Source organism: Burkholderia sp. BCC0097 (genome assembly GCF_902832985.1).
GTDB lineage: Bacteria > Pseudomonadota > Gammaproteobacteria > Burkholderiales > Burkholderiaceae > Burkholderia > Burkholderia orbicola.
In genome coordinates this window covers 426333-444109 of the sequence record NZ_CADFDM010000004.1, presented here as the reverse complement: position 1 = coordinate 444109, position 17777 = coordinate 426333, and the positions used below count along the sequence as shown (strand labels likewise).

General features: G+C 62.9%; 17 protein-coding genes. 4 read left to right on the top strand and 13 right to left on the bottom strand.

From position 1 onward, the window contains the following. Positions 1-10 precede the first annotated feature (10 nt). Both HWX07_RS15735 and HWX07_RS15730 read right to left on the bottom strand, forming a co-directional pair. Positions 11-1288: an epoxide hydrolase gene (locus HWX07_RS15735; protein WP_175876843.1), complete on the bottom strand. Its 1278-nt coding sequence runs from the start codon at positions 1286-1288 to the stop codon at positions 11-13. A 166-nt stretch (positions 1289-1454) separates the two neighbouring features. After that, positions 1455-2159 carry an SDR family oxidoreductase gene (locus tag HWX07_RS15730; RefSeq protein WP_174387204.1) on the bottom strand — a complete coding sequence of 235 codons (705 nt, stop codon included), beginning with the start codon at positions 2157-2159 and terminating at the stop codon, positions 1455-1457. A gap of 134 nt (positions 2160-2293) precedes the next feature. Between HWX07_RS15730 and gcvA the strand changes: the two genes are divergently transcribed. Beyond that, entirely contained in the window at positions 2294-3193 is a 900-nt protein-coding gene (gcvA, locus tag HWX07_RS15725) for a transcriptional regulator GcvA (RefSeq protein ID WP_175876842.1), read from the top strand. 16 nt (positions 3194-3209) lie between these two features. Here gcvA and HWX07_RS15720 read toward each other — a convergent pair whose 3' ends face one another. The 7 genes from HWX07_RS15720 to HWX07_RS15690 form a co-directional block, all read right to left on the bottom strand. Continuing rightward, positions 3210-3809, bottom strand: a complete 600-nt coding sequence (locus tag HWX07_RS15720; RefSeq protein WP_175876841.1) for a pyridoxamine 5'-phosphate oxidase family protein — start codon at positions 3807-3809, stop codon at positions 3210-3212. Positions 3810-3903: 94 nt separating this feature from the next. Beyond that, entirely contained in the window at positions 3904-4095 is a 192-nt protein-coding gene (locus HWX07_RS15715) for a hypothetical protein (RefSeq protein WP_175876840.1), read from the bottom strand. 12 nt (positions 4096-4107) lie between these two features. Further along, positions 4108-5307, bottom strand: coding sequence for a PLP-dependent aminotransferase family protein (locus tag HWX07_RS15710; RefSeq protein ID WP_175876839.1), 1200 nt, complete (start codon positions 5305-5307; stop codon positions 4108-4110). 366 nt (positions 5308-5673) lie between these two features. After that, entirely contained in the window at positions 5674-6318 is a 645-nt protein-coding gene (locus HWX07_RS15705; RefSeq protein WP_244129999.1) for a hypothetical protein, read from the bottom strand. Positions 6319-6326: 8 nt separating this feature from the next. Next, positions 6327-7589 carry a DUF6402 family protein gene (locus HWX07_RS15700; protein WP_244129998.1) on the bottom strand — a complete coding sequence of 421 codons (1263 nt, stop codon included), beginning with the start codon at positions 7587-7589 and terminating at the stop codon, positions 6327-6329. A 497-nt stretch (positions 7590-8086) separates the two neighbouring features. After that, on the bottom strand, positions 8087-9112 hold the full coding sequence (locus tag HWX07_RS15695; protein ID WP_175876837.1) for an alpha/beta hydrolase: 1026 nt from the start codon (positions 9110-9112) through the stop codon (positions 8087-8089). Positions 9113-9174: 62 nt separating this feature from the next. Then, on the bottom strand, positions 9175-10086 hold the full coding sequence (locus HWX07_RS15690; protein ID WP_175876836.1) for an EamA family transporter: 912 nt from the start codon (positions 10084-10086) through the stop codon (positions 9175-9177). 258 nt (positions 10087-10344) lie between these two features. Between HWX07_RS15690 and HWX07_RS15685 the strand changes: the two genes are divergently transcribed. Both HWX07_RS15685 and HWX07_RS15680 read left to right on the top strand, forming a co-directional pair. Next, entirely contained in the window at positions 10345-11274 is a 930-nt protein-coding gene (locus tag HWX07_RS15685) for a LysR family transcriptional regulator (RefSeq protein ID WP_175876835.1), read from the top strand. 25 nt (positions 11275-11299) lie between these two features. Continuing rightward, positions 11300-11710, top strand: coding sequence for a GNAT family N-acetyltransferase (locus HWX07_RS15680; protein ID WP_175876834.1), 411 nt, complete (start codon positions 11300-11302; stop codon positions 11708-11710). A 144-nt stretch (positions 11711-11854) separates the two neighbouring features. Here the strand turns inward: HWX07_RS15680 and HWX07_RS15675 are convergent, their stop codons facing one another. Beyond that, on the bottom strand, positions 11855-12328 hold the full coding sequence (locus tag HWX07_RS15675; protein WP_175876833.1) for a GNAT family N-acetyltransferase: 474 nt from the start codon (positions 12326-12328) through the stop codon (positions 11855-11857). Positions 12329-12728: 400 nt separating this feature from the next. Further along, on the bottom strand, positions 12729-15029 hold the full coding sequence (locus tag HWX07_RS15670) for an NADP-dependent malic enzyme (RefSeq protein WP_175876832.1): 2301 nt from the start codon (positions 15027-15029) through the stop codon (positions 12729-12731). 135 nt (positions 15030-15164) lie between these two features. On the opposite strand from HWX07_RS15670, the gene HWX07_RS15665 reads away from it, so the two are divergent. After that, positions 15165-16136, top strand: a complete 972-nt coding sequence (locus HWX07_RS15665; RefSeq protein ID WP_175876831.1) for a LysR substrate-binding domain-containing protein — start codon at positions 15165-15167, stop codon at positions 16134-16136. Positions 16137-16140: 4 nt separating this feature from the next. Here HWX07_RS15665 and HWX07_RS15660 read toward each other — a convergent pair whose 3' ends face one another. Both HWX07_RS15660 and HWX07_RS15655 read right to left on the bottom strand, forming a co-directional pair. Next, positions 16141-16818 (bottom strand): hypothetical protein, encoded by a 678-nt coding sequence (locus HWX07_RS15660; RefSeq protein ID WP_175876830.1) that lies wholly within the window; start codon positions 16816-16818, stop codon positions 16141-16143. Between the two features lie 110 nt (positions 16819-16928). Next, on the bottom strand, positions 16929-17576 hold the full coding sequence (locus HWX07_RS15655) for a GntR family transcriptional regulator (protein WP_074804363.1): 648 nt from the start codon (positions 17574-17576) through the stop codon (positions 16929-16931). Positions 17577-17777 lie beyond the last annotated feature (201 nt).

The window sequence follows — 17777 nt, the reverse complement described above, 5'->3', positions numbered from 1 at the left end:
GCCACCCTGCTTACACGCGCCGCAACGGCCGGAACCCGGCACGCACTTCACGCGCAAACAATTCCGGCTCCTCCCATGCCGCGAAGTGCCCGCCCTTGTCGACTTCGTTGAAGTAGATCAGGTTGTGATAACTGCGCTCGGCCCAACTGCGCGGCGCCTGGTAGATCTCGCCCGGAAACACCGTGATCGCCGCCGGCAACGAAATATCCACCGCGTTGAAGTTGTTCGAGTGATCCTCCCAGTAGATCTGCGCGGCCGACGTTGCGGTGTTCGTCAGCCAGTACAACGAAATGTCGTCGAGAATCTCGTCGCGCGGAATCGAGCGTTCCGGTACACCTTCGCTATAAGTCCATTGCGAAATCTTGTCGTACATCCACGCAGCCTGCCCGGACGGAGAATCCGCCAGCGCATAACCGACCGTCTGCGGCCGCGTGACCATCATCGCCGAGTAGCCGCAGTTGTCGCGATAGAACGTCGCGAGCTTCTCGTACGCGGCCTTCTCCTTCGGCGACAGCGACGCCGGCGCGGGCGCATCGGTCGCGAGCAGCGTCGCGATATCCGGCGGCACCGTCGCCGGCATGTTCACGTGAATCCCGGCCAGCCCCTGCACGCGCTGCATCGCCATCCGGTGCGAGATCACCGAGCCGCAGTCGCCGCCCTGCGACACGAAGCGCGTATAGCCGAGCCGCGCCATCAGCTCGCCCCACGCTCGCGCGATGTGATCGGAGCCCCAGCCCGTCTTCGTCGGCCGGCCCGAGAAGCCGAAGCCCGGCAGCGACGGCACGACGACGTGGAACGCATCGTCCGCGCTCGCGCCGTGCGCGGTCGGGTCGGTCAGCGGGCCGATCGCCTTCAGCAACTCGAAGATCGAGCCGGGCCAGCCGTGCGTCATGATCATCGGCATCGCGTTCTCGTGCCGCGAGCGGACGTGAATGAAATGAATGTCGAGCCCGTCGATTTCCGTGATGAACATCGGGAAACCGTTCAGGCGCGCCTCGCCCTTGCGCCAGTCGTAGTCGGTGCCCCAATAGCGCAGCAGCGCCTGCATGCGCGCGAGCCGCACGCCCTGCGATTCGTCGGCGACGGTCTCGCGGCCCGGCCAGCGCGTCGCGGCAATGCGGTGGCGCAGGTCGGCCACGGCTTCATCGGGAATGTGGGCGGTGAACGGGCGTATGCCGCTCGCGCCGGTGGCGGCATGCAGCGCGGTGGGCAGCATCGCCGACACCCCGGCGGCCACGGAAGTGGCCAGCAGGTGACGACGCATCGGGGAAAACGGTGTGGAAGACATCGTTCGGCATCTCCTTTCGTGAAGTGGAAAGTGAACATGCCGCGCGCGGGATCGCACCCGGGCTTTCAATCAGGCGCGCCCTCGTCACGCGGCGTCGCCTATTCGAAAGGTCTGATGTATCCCGGATTTGTCTGATTTGTACGCGTTTGTAGCTGTAGCGCGGCGCTCAGAGCGCCTTGACGATCGCGCCGTCGACGCGAATGTTCTGCCCGGTGATGTAGCCCGCACCGTCCGACAGCAGGAACGCGACCGTCTTCGCGATCTCGCCGGTCTTGCCGAAGCGCCCGGCCGGAATGCGCGCGACGATCTCCGGCGTTTCCGGCCAGCTGTCGATGAAGCCCGGCAGCACCGCGTTCATCCGGATGTTCTCGGCCGCATAGCGTTCAGCGTACAGGCGCGTCCATGCGCTCAACGCCGCGCGCAGCGCCGACGACACGGGCATCGGCTGCTCCGGCGCGTCCGCCGCGAAGCTCGAGATGTTCACCACCGCGCCGCCGCCCTGCTTCTGGAAGATCGGCGTCACGCGGCGCATCACGCGCACCACGTTCAGCAGGATCAGGTCGAGCCCCGCATGCCAGTTGTCGTCGGTGATCGCCAGCAGCTCGCCCTTCGGCGGATGGCCGGTGTTGTTCACGACCGCGTCGATCCGCCCGTAGCGCGCGATCGTTTCCTGCACGAGCTTGTCGATATCGGCCTCTTCCGTCACCGAGCCCTTGATGCCGAAACCGCCCAATTCCTCGCCGAGCGCCACCGCGCTGCCCGACGGCGACATCAGCGCGACGCGATAGCCCGTCGCCGCCAGTTCACGCGCGATCGCCGCGCCCATGCCCTTGCCCGCCGCCGTGATCAACGCCACTTTTTCTACAGTCACGATCCGCTCCTCGTTCCGATTCTGCCGCCGCGCAGCCGCCATTCGGCGCGCCATGGTGGTAATGTAGGCGCATCGATTCCGGCTGTCGAACCAGTATTTCTGCCGCCAGCCGATAGTTTTTCTACAGTCTGACGATGCCGCCACGTCCTTCCCGCCTGCCGCCGCTGAATGCGCTTCGCGCGTTCGAAGTGTCCGCGCGGCACCTCAATTTCCGCGCCGCCGCCGGCGAGATCGGCGTCACGCAGGGCGCTGTCGCGCAGCAGGTGCGCCACCTCGAGGACGTGCTTGGCCTGAAGCTGTTCGAGCGCCTGCCGCGCGGCCTCGCGCTCACGCACGACGGCGCCGCGTATTTCTCCGACGTGCAGCGCGCGCTGCATGCGATAGCCGACGCCACCGACAAGCTCGTCAAGCGCCGCGCGGCGCTCACGATCAGCACGACGCCGTCGTTCGCGTCGAAGTGGCTGATTCCGCGGCTCGCGCAATTCACCGAAGCACACCCCGACTACGACGTGCGCGTGATCGCCGATCCGCAGATCGCGACGTTCCGCCACGACGGCGTCGATCTCGCGATCCGCTACGGCAAGCCGCCGTTCGGCAAGCATCTCGCTACCCATGCGCTGTTTCCGCTCGACGTGTGCGCGGTGTGCAGCCCGTCAGTGCTGACCGCGCCGGCTTCGCCGCGCGCGCTCGCCGGTCAGGTCTTGCTGCACGACGCGCATGATCTGTGGCCCGAGTTCCTGGCGGCGATGCCCGAACCGGTCGACGTCGATCCGCACAAGGGCCTGCGCTTCAACCAGACGTCGCTCGCGATCGACGCGGCCGTCGCCGGCCAGGGGATCGCGCTCGCGACCGAGCCGCTCGTCGAGCGCGACATCGCCGCCGGACGGCTGTGCAAGCCGTTCGATTTCGCGTTTCCGCTGTCGATGGGGTTTTATCTCGTGTATCCGGCCGAGCGCCGCGACGACGACGCGATCGCGGTGATGCGCGAGTGGATGATCCACGCCGCGTCGGACGGGCGGCCTGAAACGGTGTGAGCGCGCCGGGCCAGCGTCAGGGGGCGATCCAGCGGGCTTCGTAGCCGCATTCGTTCAGATCGAATACCGCGCGGCGATGGCCGGTGCGCGCGAGTTCGAGCCAGTCGACGCGCGTGACCGTCATGTGGATCAGGCAAAAGTTTTCGTAGCCGTCTGCGGCGGGTGCGGTGCTGTCGAGATGCGCGACTTCCGGCGACACGACCTGCGTGCCGGGCGGCAGCGGCGCGCGATACAGCAGCAGCGTATGCGGGCGGCTCGCTTCCCAGATCGCGCGCCGTCGCGCTTCGTCGTCGCAGATCGACGCAACGCCTTCCGCGCGAATCTGCACGAGCGCGTCGAGATCGTTGGCGACGATCGAGATACGCGGATCGCGACGCAACTCCGCGACCTTCGCCGAACGTGCATCGGTATGAAACGACAGCACGCGCTCGACGCGATTCACCTGACGCAACACGATCGTCCGAACCTTCGGCGCACCATCGAGGCCGAGCGTCGCCGCCTGCAGCATCGTGAACGGCGAGCGCTGCACGCTGACGCCGGATTCGAGGCAGGACCACAGGCGGTTGTAGGTTTGCGCGAGCGAGTCGGAGATCGAGTCGGTGGTCGAGTCGGACATGGGGCGGCGGCGATCGTCGGTATTTCGATCGCGCCAGCTTACCCGTTTGTTTCGGCGACGGCTCGCATGGGATGCGTCGCCGCCGTTGTGCCGGTCAGTTGTAGCCGAGCACGACCGGCGCCGCATCGCCAGCATCGGGTGCCGGCTCCGCGCCGAAGCGGCCGAGCACGTCGGCCACATACTGCGGCCCGGCGCTGATCTGCGACGAGCGATGCTTCGCCGGCTGCTTATAGGCGGCGCTCGCCGCCGCCCCCATCAATGCCGTTTCGTTGACGGTGATATTCACGCTGATGTCTCCTCACGCGGCCAGCGCCGCACCATACGCGCGCACGAGGCGCGCGATGCCTTCCCGGATCGCATCGACGTCCGGCGCGGCGAACGACAGGCGCAGCGACGCCGCGTCGACGTTGTCCGCGAAGAACGCCTTGCCGGGCACGAACACGATCTTGTTGGCGATCGCCTGTTGCAGCAGCGCGTCCGACGATACCGCGCCGAGCCGCGCCCACACGAACATCCCGCCTTCGGGACGATGGAATTCGATCGCATCGCCGAACCCGTCGCGCAGCGCATCGCACATCGCGTCGCATTTGCGCCGGTACGCGGCCGTGATGCGCGGCAGATGACGTTCGAGCGCGCCGTCGGCCAGATATTCGGCGGCGGTCGCCTGCGTCCACGGCGCGCTGCACAGGTCGACCGTCTGCTTCGCGATCACGCAGCGCCGCGCGATTTCGGCAGGCGCGATCGTCCAGCCCACGCGCAGCCCCGGCGCGACGATCTTCGACAGGCTCGCGAAATGCACGAGCCAGTCGCGCGCGCCGTCCACTTCGCCGGCCAGCGCGAGCATCGACGGCACGGCTTCGCCCGCGAAACGCAGGTCGCCGTACGGATCGTCCTCGATGATCAGGAAGCGGTATTGCACCGCGAGACGCAGCAGCTTCAGCCGGCGTTCGCGCGTGAGCGTCGCACCCGTCGGGTTCGCGAAGGTCGGGACCGTGTAGAGCAGCTTCGGCTGCGCGATCGCGCCGGACGCGAGCTGTTCGCCGAGGCGATCGACGTCGAGGCCTTCGCCATCGACGGGAATCGTCACGATGCGCGCCTGTTGCAAACGCATGGCCTGCAGCGTGGCCGGGTATGCCGGCTGTTCGGTCAGCACGACGTCGCCGGGCGACACCATCACGCGCAGCAGCAGGTCGAGGCCTTGCTGCGAACCGGTCGTGACGAGCAGTTCGGCCGGCGTGCACGCGACGGCGCGACGCGCCATCAGCGCGATCAATTGCTGCTTCAGCTCGGCAAGGCCGTCGGTCGGGCCGTATTGCAGGCAGCGGACAGGCTGCGCATACGCGCGTTCGGCTGCCGCGTTCAGGCCGTCGACGTCGAACAGGTCGCTGGCCGGATAACCGCCCGCGAAGGAAATCATGCCCGGTTCGGACAGGTACTTGAACAACTCGCGGATCGGCGAGCCGGCAGGGTTTTGGAATGAGGGCGTGAACGCGTACATGTCGTCGTGTGCTGGGGGGCGCGGACGGCCGGGATAGCCGCCGAGTGCCGGCCGCCAAGGCGCTTCTGGCGCCGCGGCGGTGAATTCGAGCCACGATTGTCGATAGTCATTAAGGGCTCGGCAAACGATATCTATGCACTAGGTCTTGCGGTTTGGTCATTACATCGCGGTGGGGGGTGTGGGCGGTGCGTGGGGGATGCGGGGTTCGGGGGCGGTTCGTCGAACGGGTGTTTGATTCGGGCGATTGTTTCGCCGGGGGGGCACAGCGATCACTACGACTTTCTTGGCTTGGACAGCTCAGCGAGAATCTCGAATCGTGGGTGGCGCCGCATCCACGCGACGACCACCCGGGCAGCGGAACCGTTCTCAGCGAAGCCAAATCGGAATTCTCGCCACGACCCAATCGAACGTGGTGGGTGGCAGCGAGATCGACCTTTCACTGTCGTCCTCATCCGATGCGTCGAAATAAATCAGCTTGTTCTTACGGATGATGGTCGAGTCTTCACCCGGCCGGCCGTCCCAAAAAACGAAAAATAGTCGAGTGGCAAGCGTCGAGCCATGTACATCGCTGACGACGAGTTTGACCTGCTCATTCTGATCACCCCAAAAACTATTGCTGCGGACACCGCTTCCGCAGATGTTGACGATGTAGGTTGTGCCGTCGACCTGTTTGACACCACCATTCATCCTGACGTTGTAGTTGAAGCGCTGACAATCGGTACCGTCAATCATGATTCCGCGAAAGCCTACCAAGTAGACGAATGCAAAAAAAATGAGCGTGACAATCGCGACGCCTGCGCGCTTCGCTCGGCTGAAACGGTTGAAATTTCTGACGAGCCGGTACACGTAGAACCCAAAGATGATCGACGTGACGGCAAAGATCGCCAGCTTCGTATGCAGGAGCGCGAAAATCGTGATCGCGTTATGCACGTCAACCGGCACGAACGTCCACCCAGCATCGATCACCAGATATATGGCGACCACAGACAAGGCCACTTTGAGGATGGTCATTGCCACGTTCATTGCCCGGCCGGAATGGTTCTGCATACGGTGTCTATTTTCAGAATGATCGGCTTGTCCAGCTTGATGAGTTTTGGCTTGCTGTAGACCATGAAGTCGCCGCCGCGATTATGCACCGACCTCCAGTGCCGGTACGTCTTGTTATGCACCGGCCAGTAGACATCCTTCGCTCGAAATTTCCGAAAGCGACTGGTTCGTTTGTCGATTGGCTTATCGACCTCTTCTCCCTCTGGGAGATAGCGCTCTTCCTCAATTGTCGAGTTCCCAACGTTCAAGTTGCTGCTCTCGAAAAAATCGTTGATGACCGCGGCGTACGGCAGCACCATCCCGTTCTTGTTCCAGTGGCCGAGATACTGACTCTTGGAAGACGAATCGTCGTTGAACGAATAGCTATCCTTGATGTAGACATAGATGTGGGTCATCTGTGCAACCGGTTCGAGACAGAATATTGTGTTCTTGCCTTCGTACTTGTAGTAGCGCTCACCGGTAACAGTCACTCTCCCAACAGCAGCGTAGAAATTGAAGTTTCCCAGAGCGCCGGTTAGATCGGTCAAAGCCCTGCCGTCGAGCGTCGCAAAGGATGATACCGACTGGAACTGAAATCTCCAGGCGATATGAAACTGGAGAAGGTCCGTCAGAAACGGAGCAGTGTCGATCACGATACCTGCCGTGTTCATTTTTCCGGCAGAAAAAAACCTCTCGATCACGGGCGCCAGCGCATTCTTGACTGCTTCAGCAGCTTTCTCCGTGTATATCGCGTGCCGGACGAGTTGCTTGAATCGCCAGGATGCACCGCGAAATCTCAACGCCCATTCCAGAGTGACTGTCGTGTCGTCGATCGGCTGCGGTGAGTTGAGCTTGTTGTTGTAGACATGCTTGGGGCTCGCTAACCACTTTCGCGCCAACTTGGCCGAAATTGGCCAGCCCTTCTTGTCCATCGCATTGGGGATGTCCTGCAGATCGAACTCGGGCAGTTTGTCGGCTTGCTCGGCGTCTTGAGGCTTGTCGCTCGGCTGTGGCTTGTCCGGCGGCCTGGCCGGTGCTGGAGCGGAGGCTGGCGGCTTCTGTGCTGCGACTGGGTCGGCTACCTTGGGTGGAGGTGGCGGTGGCTGCTCATTTGGCGCAAGCCTGGCGAACGAGATCTTTTGCTGCGTGTCGATGGGAACGCACCCGACAACGCCCGAGTAGCATTTCCAATGCTTTCCGGAATATAAAAGCCGCGGCTCCATCTGGTAGTACGGGACTTTTTTGACAACTGGCATGGGTAAATAGCACCTCTGAATGAGTCGGCGCCAAAATAATCGATGCCCAAGCAAGTCCGCAATAGCAATTAAAACAACTGTTAAATCTGTCCCAGTACGCAAGAGTCGTGAAGATTGGGACAATTCTCAATGGATAAATTGATGCTGAAGGTTTTGTCTCAGGTCGCTTCAAATATCGCGTTCTAGAGCTTCGTTGTCGCCTTATCGAGCCATCAAGCCATGTGTCCGATTATGAATTTAGGAAAAACTGAAAAATGAGCGGGGATCGATATCTGCTGCCAATTTTTACACTGACGCTAATCGGATGCTTTCGCTATCTCGAGGGCATGAGAAATCTTCACGAGAAGGTCAAGCTGAATTCGTTCGTTATATGAACGGACTGCGCATCGAAACGCTCTGCGCACCAGCCGCGAGCACACAGCAGCTCGCCACCCGTCTCCTTGCACCGCCCATGAGACGTCAATCTATGCACCCGATCCGACCGATGTCTCACCGCATCAAAGATTTCTACTCCGAAGCCACGCACGGATAACCTCGACGTGCTGTGCCTTGCATTCCAGCGGCAACCAGTGTCCAGCCGGCATCGTTGTCACGGTCAGGTCTGCGCATGCCGCACGCATGGGATCGCCCTGGCGATTTCCGGTGATGCTGCAGATCTGATCGAATTCGCCGTTGACGAACAGCACCGGCTGCGAGAGACGGCCGCCATCCGGCGCGTTGCGCGCGTAATCGATGTTGGCCTCGTCGTTCAGATACCACGCGCACGCGGGACGGAAGCCATGCGTATTGAACGACGCTACCAGCGCTTCAAAGTCCGCCGGCGGCCACAGAGCCGGATCAGGGCGAGTCGGCGGCGCCCGATGCGCGGCACCGAAACGCCCTCCATTGCGCGTGACGACCGCATTCGGCGACACCTTGCCGACGCCATCAGGGTTGCCCGATCGAAAAATCGACGCCAGCGATGCCGTCCGGTCCGCATCCAGGTCTGCGACCGCCGCGTCGAAATGCGTGATGTAGTAGCGGTAGTAATCCCACTGACCATCGGGATACGCGTCGGCGGGATAAATCGTCCGGTCGACCAGTGGAACGATCGTGCTCAGCGCGTGCCCGTCGGGTTGATAGGCCAGCGAGGTCAGCACCACACCACGGCTGCGCTCCGGCTCATGTGCGGACAACTCGGCGACCACCACGCTCCCCCAGTCGTGCCCGACCCAGATCGCAGGCGTGCCGCCGAGGTGGTCGTGAAGTTGGGTCATGTCCGTCACGGCGGCCTCGATGGTGTAGGCGTCGTTGGCTTCAGGCGCAAAAGAACCGCCGTAGCCGCGCAGGTCCGGCGCGACGCAGCGCCAGCCGTCGGCGGCGAAGGCCTCCATCTGGGCGCGCCACATCAAACTCATGCTCGGCCAGCCGTGCAGAAAGAACATCAGCGGCCCGTCGGCCGGCCCACTCTCGAGATAGTGCGTCGACTGACCCGTCATGTTGAGCGTGTGCGATACCAGCGGATGTCGAGATGTCTTCGTCATGATCCAAGGCTTCGGTCGATTTCGGAAGTTTGCTGAAGATGAAAAGCCCGCCGTTCGCCGCGCTACTTGCGATCGATCATCAGCGCCACGCCCACCAACGCGATGCCGCCGGAAATCAGCTTCACGAGCGTCAACGGCTCGTGCAGAAGGAGCGCGGAGAGACACAGCGCGATCACCGGCGCGGCATAGTTGAAGGTGTTGGCGAGCGTCGTCGAGACCTGAGCGTTGAGCGTCAGGAACACGGCGTAACCGATCAACGTGCTCGCCACGACGAGAAACGCGAGCGCTGCCCATGCCGCAGGCGGTACGCGCGCAAGGTGCGTCGTGGCAGCGATGCCCGACACGGCGACGATCGCGCCGAGCAGCGCGCCGGCTGATATCAGTTGTATCGCGAGGCTGATCGCGGGATCGCGAGGCAACGCCAGTCGCGGCGCAAGCAACGATCCGACTGCCCAGGCTGCCGTCGCGGTAAGCGCAAGCACCGCGCCCATCGGCCGGAAGTCGCCGCCGGTAGCAGACGTCCAGCCCATCAGCGCGAGGCCGGCAAAGCCGATGGCGACCCCGGCGATCTGACGGCTGGTCAGCGGCTGGCGAAACACGGCCCATGCGAACAACGCCAGGAAGAGCGGCGAAGACGAACCGAATACCGCGGCCACGCCTGCCGGCAGAAAATGCGTCCCCCAGATCGCGAGTGCCTGACTGGCCACCAGCATGGTGACGCCAATCAACGCCGCCCCACCCGACTCGCGGACTGACGCAGGCGATCGGCGCCAGCGCGCCAGCGCGAAAGGCAGGACGACCAGCGCCGCGAGCGAGAAGCGCAATGTCGCCACCATCAGAGGATGCAACGCGTTCCCGGCCACCTTGAAAGCCAGGAAATTGGCGCCGTTGTAGAACCATTGGTAGCCGACGGCGAGCGCGACCCACCCGCGATGCGCGCTCCAGCCGGTATGGGCCGTGGTTGTCGCAGTCACTTTCCGTCCTCCTCCCTGACGAATCCGGCGATCGTGGCCTCCTTGCCGCAGGGGCACAGGCTCATGAAATGCTCCCAATACGGGGCTGCCTTGGGACCGTTGCGGTCGACGACCTCGTATGCGCTGACTTCAATGCTACCGAGCGCATCGTTATCCCGATAATGCGGACGTTTTATGGCTGTTATCCATATATTGAATAACGGCGTTATGCTTGCTCTGCTTTCGCAATAGACCCAACTGGAACGCACGGAGGCGCCAGTGGACTCCCGCCTTATCGAGTACTTCTTGCGTGTTGCCGAACTCGGCAGTATCAACAAGGCCGCAACTGATTTGCGGCTCTCCCAGCCGGCGCTGTCGCGCCACATCGCGCTGCTCGAGCATCAACTTCGCGCGAAGCTTTTTACGCGAACGCAGGGCGGCGTTCAGCTGACGGAGGCCGGCACGCTGCTGGTGGAGCGCGCGCGGCCCATTCTTCGTCAGTTGACTTGGTTGGTGGAGCAGGTGGGCGACCGTGCTGCGGGCCAGTTGGCGATAGGCATTACGCCTTCCTGGCGCAATCTGTTCACATCGAACTTCGTGGCGCGCGTGGTCGCCGACTATCCACGCGTGAGGCTTCGTGTTCACGAGGGCGTGAGCCACGAGCTTCGTGACGTCATGCATGCGGGCATGCTGGACCTCGCCATCGTGCCGTTCGAAGCGTCGCCGCCGCAGGGCTATGTCCATACCCCACTCGTTCGGGAGCCGCTGATTCTCGTGAGCGCCAAGGATGCCGGCTTGAGGCCTGACAAAGCGGTGCCGCTGTCGCGTCTCAGAGATCGCAAACTCGCGCTGGCGGGAAAACAAAATGTGATCCGTTCGACCATCGAGCACGCGATGGCCCGTCGCAATTTCGAACTCGACATCCTGTTCGAACTCGATGCGATGCATCTGTCGATGGACCTCGCGCGGCGGGGAATCGCGGACACCGTGACGCCATGTTGCGCGGTCAGCGGCAACGCGTTCTGGGAAGAATCAATCTCGTGGAGTCCGATCCGGGGCGCCTACATCACCTGGGCGCTCTGTGAAAATGCGGCGCGCTCGCATTCGCAAGCGGTGCTTGAAGGCAAGCGGATGGTTCTCGGGATGGTCGACGAAATCATCGACAGCCAAATCTGGCGCGGTGCCGAGCGGCTGCCGTTCGTCAACTAAGTTGGTCCGACCTTGAAGGGCTCACATGGAATACATCATCTGCCACGAAGTACCCGCAGTATCGACATATATCGAGATTCGCCTCGCTGCGGGGTTGAGCCGCAAGTCCGAGCAAGCTGCAACGATCGGGTTGAAGAATGGCCTCTTCAGCGTCGTCGCGTACTGGGATAGCGTTCCGGTCGGAATCGGCAGGATTATCGGCGACGGTGGCTGTTTCTTCGAGGTGGTCGATATTGCCGTATTGCCGATTCACCAGAAGAAGGGCGTAGGCGATCTGATCATGCGCGCACTGATGGACTACATTCACGAGAATGCGCCGCCGACTGCCTATGTCAGCCTGATGGCAGATCACGGAACACCGAAGTTCTATGAGCGCTATGGATTCCAGCCGTCGATACTTCCCGAGAAAGCGGGGATGTTTCTTCGCATTAAATGATGCAGGTCGCGCTTACCAATGTCAGGAGGAACCGAATGATGCGACCGCCGCCAACCCGGAGCAAACTTACGGCGCTCCCGGTTACTGTTCTTCAACGTCGCCATTTTGCCGACTGCTGGCGACAGCAATCGGCACGGGATGCACCTACGCGAGGACGATGTACTTACTCATCGGCACGCACGCCAATTCCAATCCACGCGACGTTCGATATGTCGAAACCGAATCGCCCGCCCAACCGCAACTACGATAGAACGGCGCTGCATTCAGCGTTGCATCGAGGCGCATTTCGACCAGGCCATGTTCGGCGGCCAACGCTTCGAGAAAGCGCAGCATCCTGCGGCCAATGCCACGCCCCATATGGGATGGACGGACGAAGATTGCGTCGACCCGCCCGTTCTCGACTGTAAGCATGCCTGTGCCAACAACCAGTCCTTCATCGACGGCAACGTAGAAGTCACGTGCGACGACGCTCACCCATTTATCGGTGAGCACACCATCGACCCATCCGGACAGAGCGGCCTCCGAATAATGCTCAGCGCATGCAGCATGCACTGAAGTTTTACGTATATCCCATGCGTCGACGGCGTCATCGCAACCCGCTTTTCGTATCGTCAGCATGTCACTCTCCTCGGCTCGTGCAATCGAGTTGACACGCCTGCAAAGGCTCGGGGGGCGGAAATACCTACTCTGTCATGCATGCAATCACTCCTGTTTGAGCCAATGCAATCCGGAGCGACTGAAAAGACGCGGCCCCGTCATGATGGCGGGGCCGTAGAGGAAATGTGTGTGCGATGTATGAACGTCACGTCTCCCACGACTCGCCATAGGCTGTCATGGTGCACATCATGGATTGGAGCGCGTTGAAGTTCATGCGGACCATATTGCCGTTCCACGAGGTAGCCGTCAATGACCAGCCGGAGATCGAGCGATTCAAGCGGTCTACGCGAATGTCTCAAACTGGCCGAATGTCGACAAACGAAGGGCGGCCTCAGCCGCCCCGCAACAACCGCCCCATCAATCAGCCCGCCACACCCCGATTCGCCTCGATCACCGTCAACGCAGCCATATTCACGATCCGCCGCACGGTCGCGCTGGAAGTAAGAATATTCACCGGCGCATTGACGCCCAACAGGAACGGCCCCACCGCCACATTGCTCCCCGCCTCGGTCTTGAGCAGGTTGTAAGCGATATTCCCCGCATCCACATTCGGACAAACCAGCAAATTCGCCGCGCCCTTCAACGGCGACATCGGCAGCAGTTTCGCCCGCAGCCCTTCATCGAGCGCGCAGTCGCCATGCATTTCGCCATCGGCCTCGATATCCGGCGCCTGCTCGCGCACGATCTCGAGCGCCCGACGCATCTTCACGCCCGAAGCCGCGCTCCCCGACCCGAAATTCGACCGCGACAGCAGCGCCACCTTCGGCGTCAGGTTCAGCCATTCCATCTGCCGCGCCGCCGCGATCGTGAATTCCGCGATCTGCTCCGCATCGGGGTTGTCGTTCACGTGTGTATCCACCAGCGCGACCGTGCGCTGATCGAGCAACAGGACGTTCATCGCCGCGTAGGTCGATGCCCCCGGCTTCTTGCCGATCACTTCGTCCACGAACCGCAGGTGATTGTGATACTCGCCCACCGTCCCGCAGATCATCCCGTCCGCGTCGCCGAGCTGCACCATCATCGCGCCGATCAGCGTCAGGCGGCGGCGCATTTCCACGCGCGCCATTTCCTTCGAAATGCCGTCGCGGCAGCGCAGTTCCCAATACTTCGTCCAATACTGCGGGAAGCGTTCGTCATATTCCGGATTGGTCACTTCGACATCCTGACCGAGTCGCAGGCGCAGGCCGAACCGCTCGATGCGCCCCAGCAGCACCTCCGGGCGACCGACCAGAATCGGCCGCGCAAGCTTCTCGTCGACGATCACCTGCACCGCCCGCAGCACGCGCTCATCCTCGCCTTCGGTGAACACGATCCGCGCCTTGCCGCCGTCGCGCACGAGCTGGCGAGCGGTCGCGAACAGCGGCTTCATGAACGCGCCCGAGTGGTAGACGAATTGCTGCAACTGCTCGACGTACGCATCGAGATTCGCGAGCGGACGCGTCGCCACGCCGCCTTCCATCGCCGCCTTCGCCACGGCCGGCGCGATCCGCACGATCAGGCGCGGGTCGAACGGCTTCGGAATCAGGTATTGCGCGCCGAACGACACGTCGTACGCACCATAGGCCGCCGCGACGACTTCGTTCTGCTCTTCCTCGGCCAGCCCCGCGATCGCGTGCACCGCGGCGATTTCCATCTCGCGCGTGATCGTCGTCGCGCCCACGTCCAGCGCGCCGCGGAAAATGTACGGGAAACACAGCACGTTGTTGACCTGGTTCGGGTAGTCCGAGCGGCCCGTCGCGATCACGACGTCGTCGCGCGTCTCATGCGCCAGTTCCGGGAAGATTTCCGGCGTCGGGTTGGCCAGCGCGAGAATCAGCGGGCGCGCCGCCATTGCCTTCAGCATCTCCGCCGTAAGGATGCCGCCGACCGACAGCCCCAGGAACACATCCGCGCCGCCGATCACTTCGGCGAGCTTGCGCGCGTCGGTTTCCTGCGCGAAGCGCGACTTGGCCGGATCCATCAGCGTGGTACGGCCGCGATAGACGACGCCTTCGATGTCGGTCACCCACACGTTTTCCACCGGCAGCCCGAGGTCGACCAGCAAGTCCAGGCACGCCAGCGCGGCCGCGCCGGCGCCCGACGTCACGACCTTCACTTCCTTGATGGACTTCCCGACGACCTTCAGCCCGTTGATGAACGCGGCGGACACGGTGATGGCCGTGCCGTGCTGATCGTCGTGGAAGACGGGAATCTTCATGCGCTCGCGCAGCTTCTGCTCGACGGTGAAGCATTCCGGCGCCTTGATGTCCTCGAGGTTGATGCCGCCGAACGTCGGTTCGAGGCCCGCGATGATGTCGATCAGCTTGTCCGGATCGGTCTCGTTGATCTCGATGTCGAACACGTCGATCCCGGCGAACTTCTTGAACAGGACGGCCTTGCCCTCCATCACCGGCTTCGATGCGAGCGGGCCGATGTTGCCGAGACCGAGCACGGCGGTGCCGTTCGTGATCACGCCGACCAGGTTGCCGCGGCTCGTGAAGCGGTGCGCCTGCAGCGGATCGGCGGCGATCGACTCGCACACGCTCGCCACGCCGGGCGTATAGGCCAGCGCCAGATCGCGCTGGGTCACCAGCGGCTTGCTCGCCACGACCGAGATTTTCCCGGGCGTCGGAAACTCGTGATAGTCGAACGCGGCCTGCTGCTGTGTCTCTGTCTGTTTCATGTTCTGGGTCTCGGCGTGGGCGCCAGGCCAGTCCCGGCGCGATCCATGAAGGGGATTCTAGGGATCCGCCATAACGTGATGATTCTGTTTTAATATCGGTCCATCACTTTTTCCTGATGAATGCATGACCAGTCAATGAATTTTGATGCAAACGACGTGGTCAGGCGGCTCGGTGCGCGTCTGAAGATCCGGCATCTGGTGCTGTTGCTGCAGATCCAGCAGCACGGCTCGCTGACGCGGGTCGCCGAGCACATGGCGAGCAGCCAGCCGGCCGTGACGAACGCGCTGTCCGAACTGGAGAGCATGTTCGGCACGCCGCTGTTCGAGCGCTCGTCGCGCGGCATGCGGCCCACGGCGCTCGGCGCGGTCGTGCTCGAGCGCGCGAAGGCGATGATCAAGGATCTCGACCACCTCGCCCGCGAGATGGAAGCCGTCGCCGCCGGGCATGCGGCGCATCTGCACATCGGCGTGATTCCGTTCATCTCCGGCCAGATGCTGTCGGCCGCGCTGAAGCGGCTGCAGGCGCACATGGAGCGGCGCCTGACCGTGACGATTCACGAAGGCACCAGCGATCAGCTGCTGCTGCAGCTCAAGGATCACAGTGTCGATATCGTGATCGGGCGCGCGTCGTCGGCGGTCGATCTCGGGCAGGTTTCGTTCGAAGTGCTGTATCAGCAGCAGCCGCGCATGATCGCGAGCCGGCGGCTGGCGGCGAAGCTCGCCCGCACGCCGCTCGACTGGCACAAGCTGCACGCGCTCGACTGGATTCTCGGTGCGCCGCATACGCCAATGCGCGAACAGGTGACCGACCTGTTCCTGTCGGCCGGCATCGCGCCGCCCGTGCCGATCGTCGAAAGCTACTCGTCGAAGCTGATCGGCGAAATGATCGCGTCGAGCGACGAAGCCGTATCGATCGTGCCGGCCGATATCGCGGAGGAACTGGTGCGCATCGCCGGCGTGGCGATCGTGCCGTATTCGCTGGTGTGGACGCTGCCGCCCATTGCGCTGTTCACGCGCTCCGCCGATTCGCGGTCGCCCGCGCGGGATTTGCTCGTCGACGCGCTACGCACGGTATGCAAGGAAACTTACGGGGACGCGCAGCGATAACGCGCTACTGGGCGGCGGCGAGGCGGCGGAGGATTTCCGCACGCTCGGCGCTCAGCACGTGGTCCGCGCCCTCGCCCCTGTCGTAGCGCTGGCTCGTCCGGTAGGAAAAGCGCTTCACGTATTGATTGGCGGCGGGATCGAACGCCCATGCGTCGACGTCGAAGAAGTGCTTGCCGAAATGATCCTCGCCCTTGCCCCACGCATAGTCGGCCCGGACGAACAGCGGATACGGCGACACCGCCGGCAAGTTCCACATCGCGCGATCGGCCATCTCCGTTTCGGTGACGATCGGCATCAGGTTCTCGATCTTGCCGTTCGCGCCGACACGCAGGACGGCCACGCGCTCCAGCATGCCGCTGCCGCCGCCTGAAAACGTTCCGGCTAAAAACACCCACGAGCCGCCGGATGCAATCGGCAGTCGTTCGGACCGTGGATTCAGACCGAACTGATACAGCTCCTTGGCGGAACCGGGGACAAGCTTCGGCGGCATCTCGAAGCACGGCGCATGGTCGGGAAGCACGCAGAGCTTCACGCCGGACAGCGGGAGCCCGTCGGCATCGAGCTTGCCTTGGGCCTGCGTGAAGCGCGGGAATACGGTTTCGCTGGGGGCGGCTTGAACACAGGCGATGCCGACGACCGCAATGCCCGAAATCACCGTGAGCGTCTTGCCGATCCAACGCATACCGCACCCTCTCTCATTTTTTACAGCGGCACATTGTCAGTGATCTCGCCGGCTGCCGCCCACCGGTATCGCGGGCATCGGTTCATTCGGCGAGCCCATGCGGCGAAAGCCTACGCCTCCGCGATGGGCACGTTGCGCAACGCCGTGACCAGCTTGCGCCCGGCATCCTCGATGTGCCGCACGAGGCCCTGGCAGGCCGCCTCCAGGTCGCGGGCACGCAGCGCATCGAGGATGGCCATGTGCTCGGTGCGGCTGTCGCGGCTGTGGCTCATCACGTCGTACTGGAACCGCAAGTACCTTTCCGCCTGCAAATGCAGCCCGTCGAGCGTGACCAGCAGGCGCCGGCGGTTGCCCTTCTCATAAAGCGTGCGGTGGAACAGCCAGTTCGCCTGGCTCTGTTTCGCGGGATCGTTGCCGAGGTGTTCGACCTTGTCGATCAGGTCCTCCGCTTCGCCCAGCACGCTCTTGGTCAGGAACGGAAACGCCATTTCGAGCGCGAGCGGCTCCAGGCGCGAACGCATCATCCACAAGTCCTCGGCCTCGGTGGCATGCAGCGGCGCCACCGTCAGGCCGCGCTTGCCCTCTTGCCGGGCGAGCCCGTCGGCTTCCAGGCGCACCAGCGCCTCCCGGATCGGGATCCGGCTCACACCATATCTGACCGAGAGGTTCTCCTGGATCAGCGGCGTTCCAGGCGGCAATTCTCCCCGCAGGATGTCCTCGCGAATCGCTTCCGCGACCAGCGTGTTTGGGGGTCGCAATGCATACCTCCGGCTTGATTTTTTTGACTTGCCAATTGTATCTTGGCACCGATATGCTACCAATGTATCCAAAATACATAATATGGATACATAAGACGATTTGCGGTGTTGCGCGTCGTCGTCCTGCACCAGAGCGGCGAGACCCGGGGCCAGCAGGCTGCCCACGGGGTCGCGAGCGAGGGGCTGGCGTGATTCAAAACA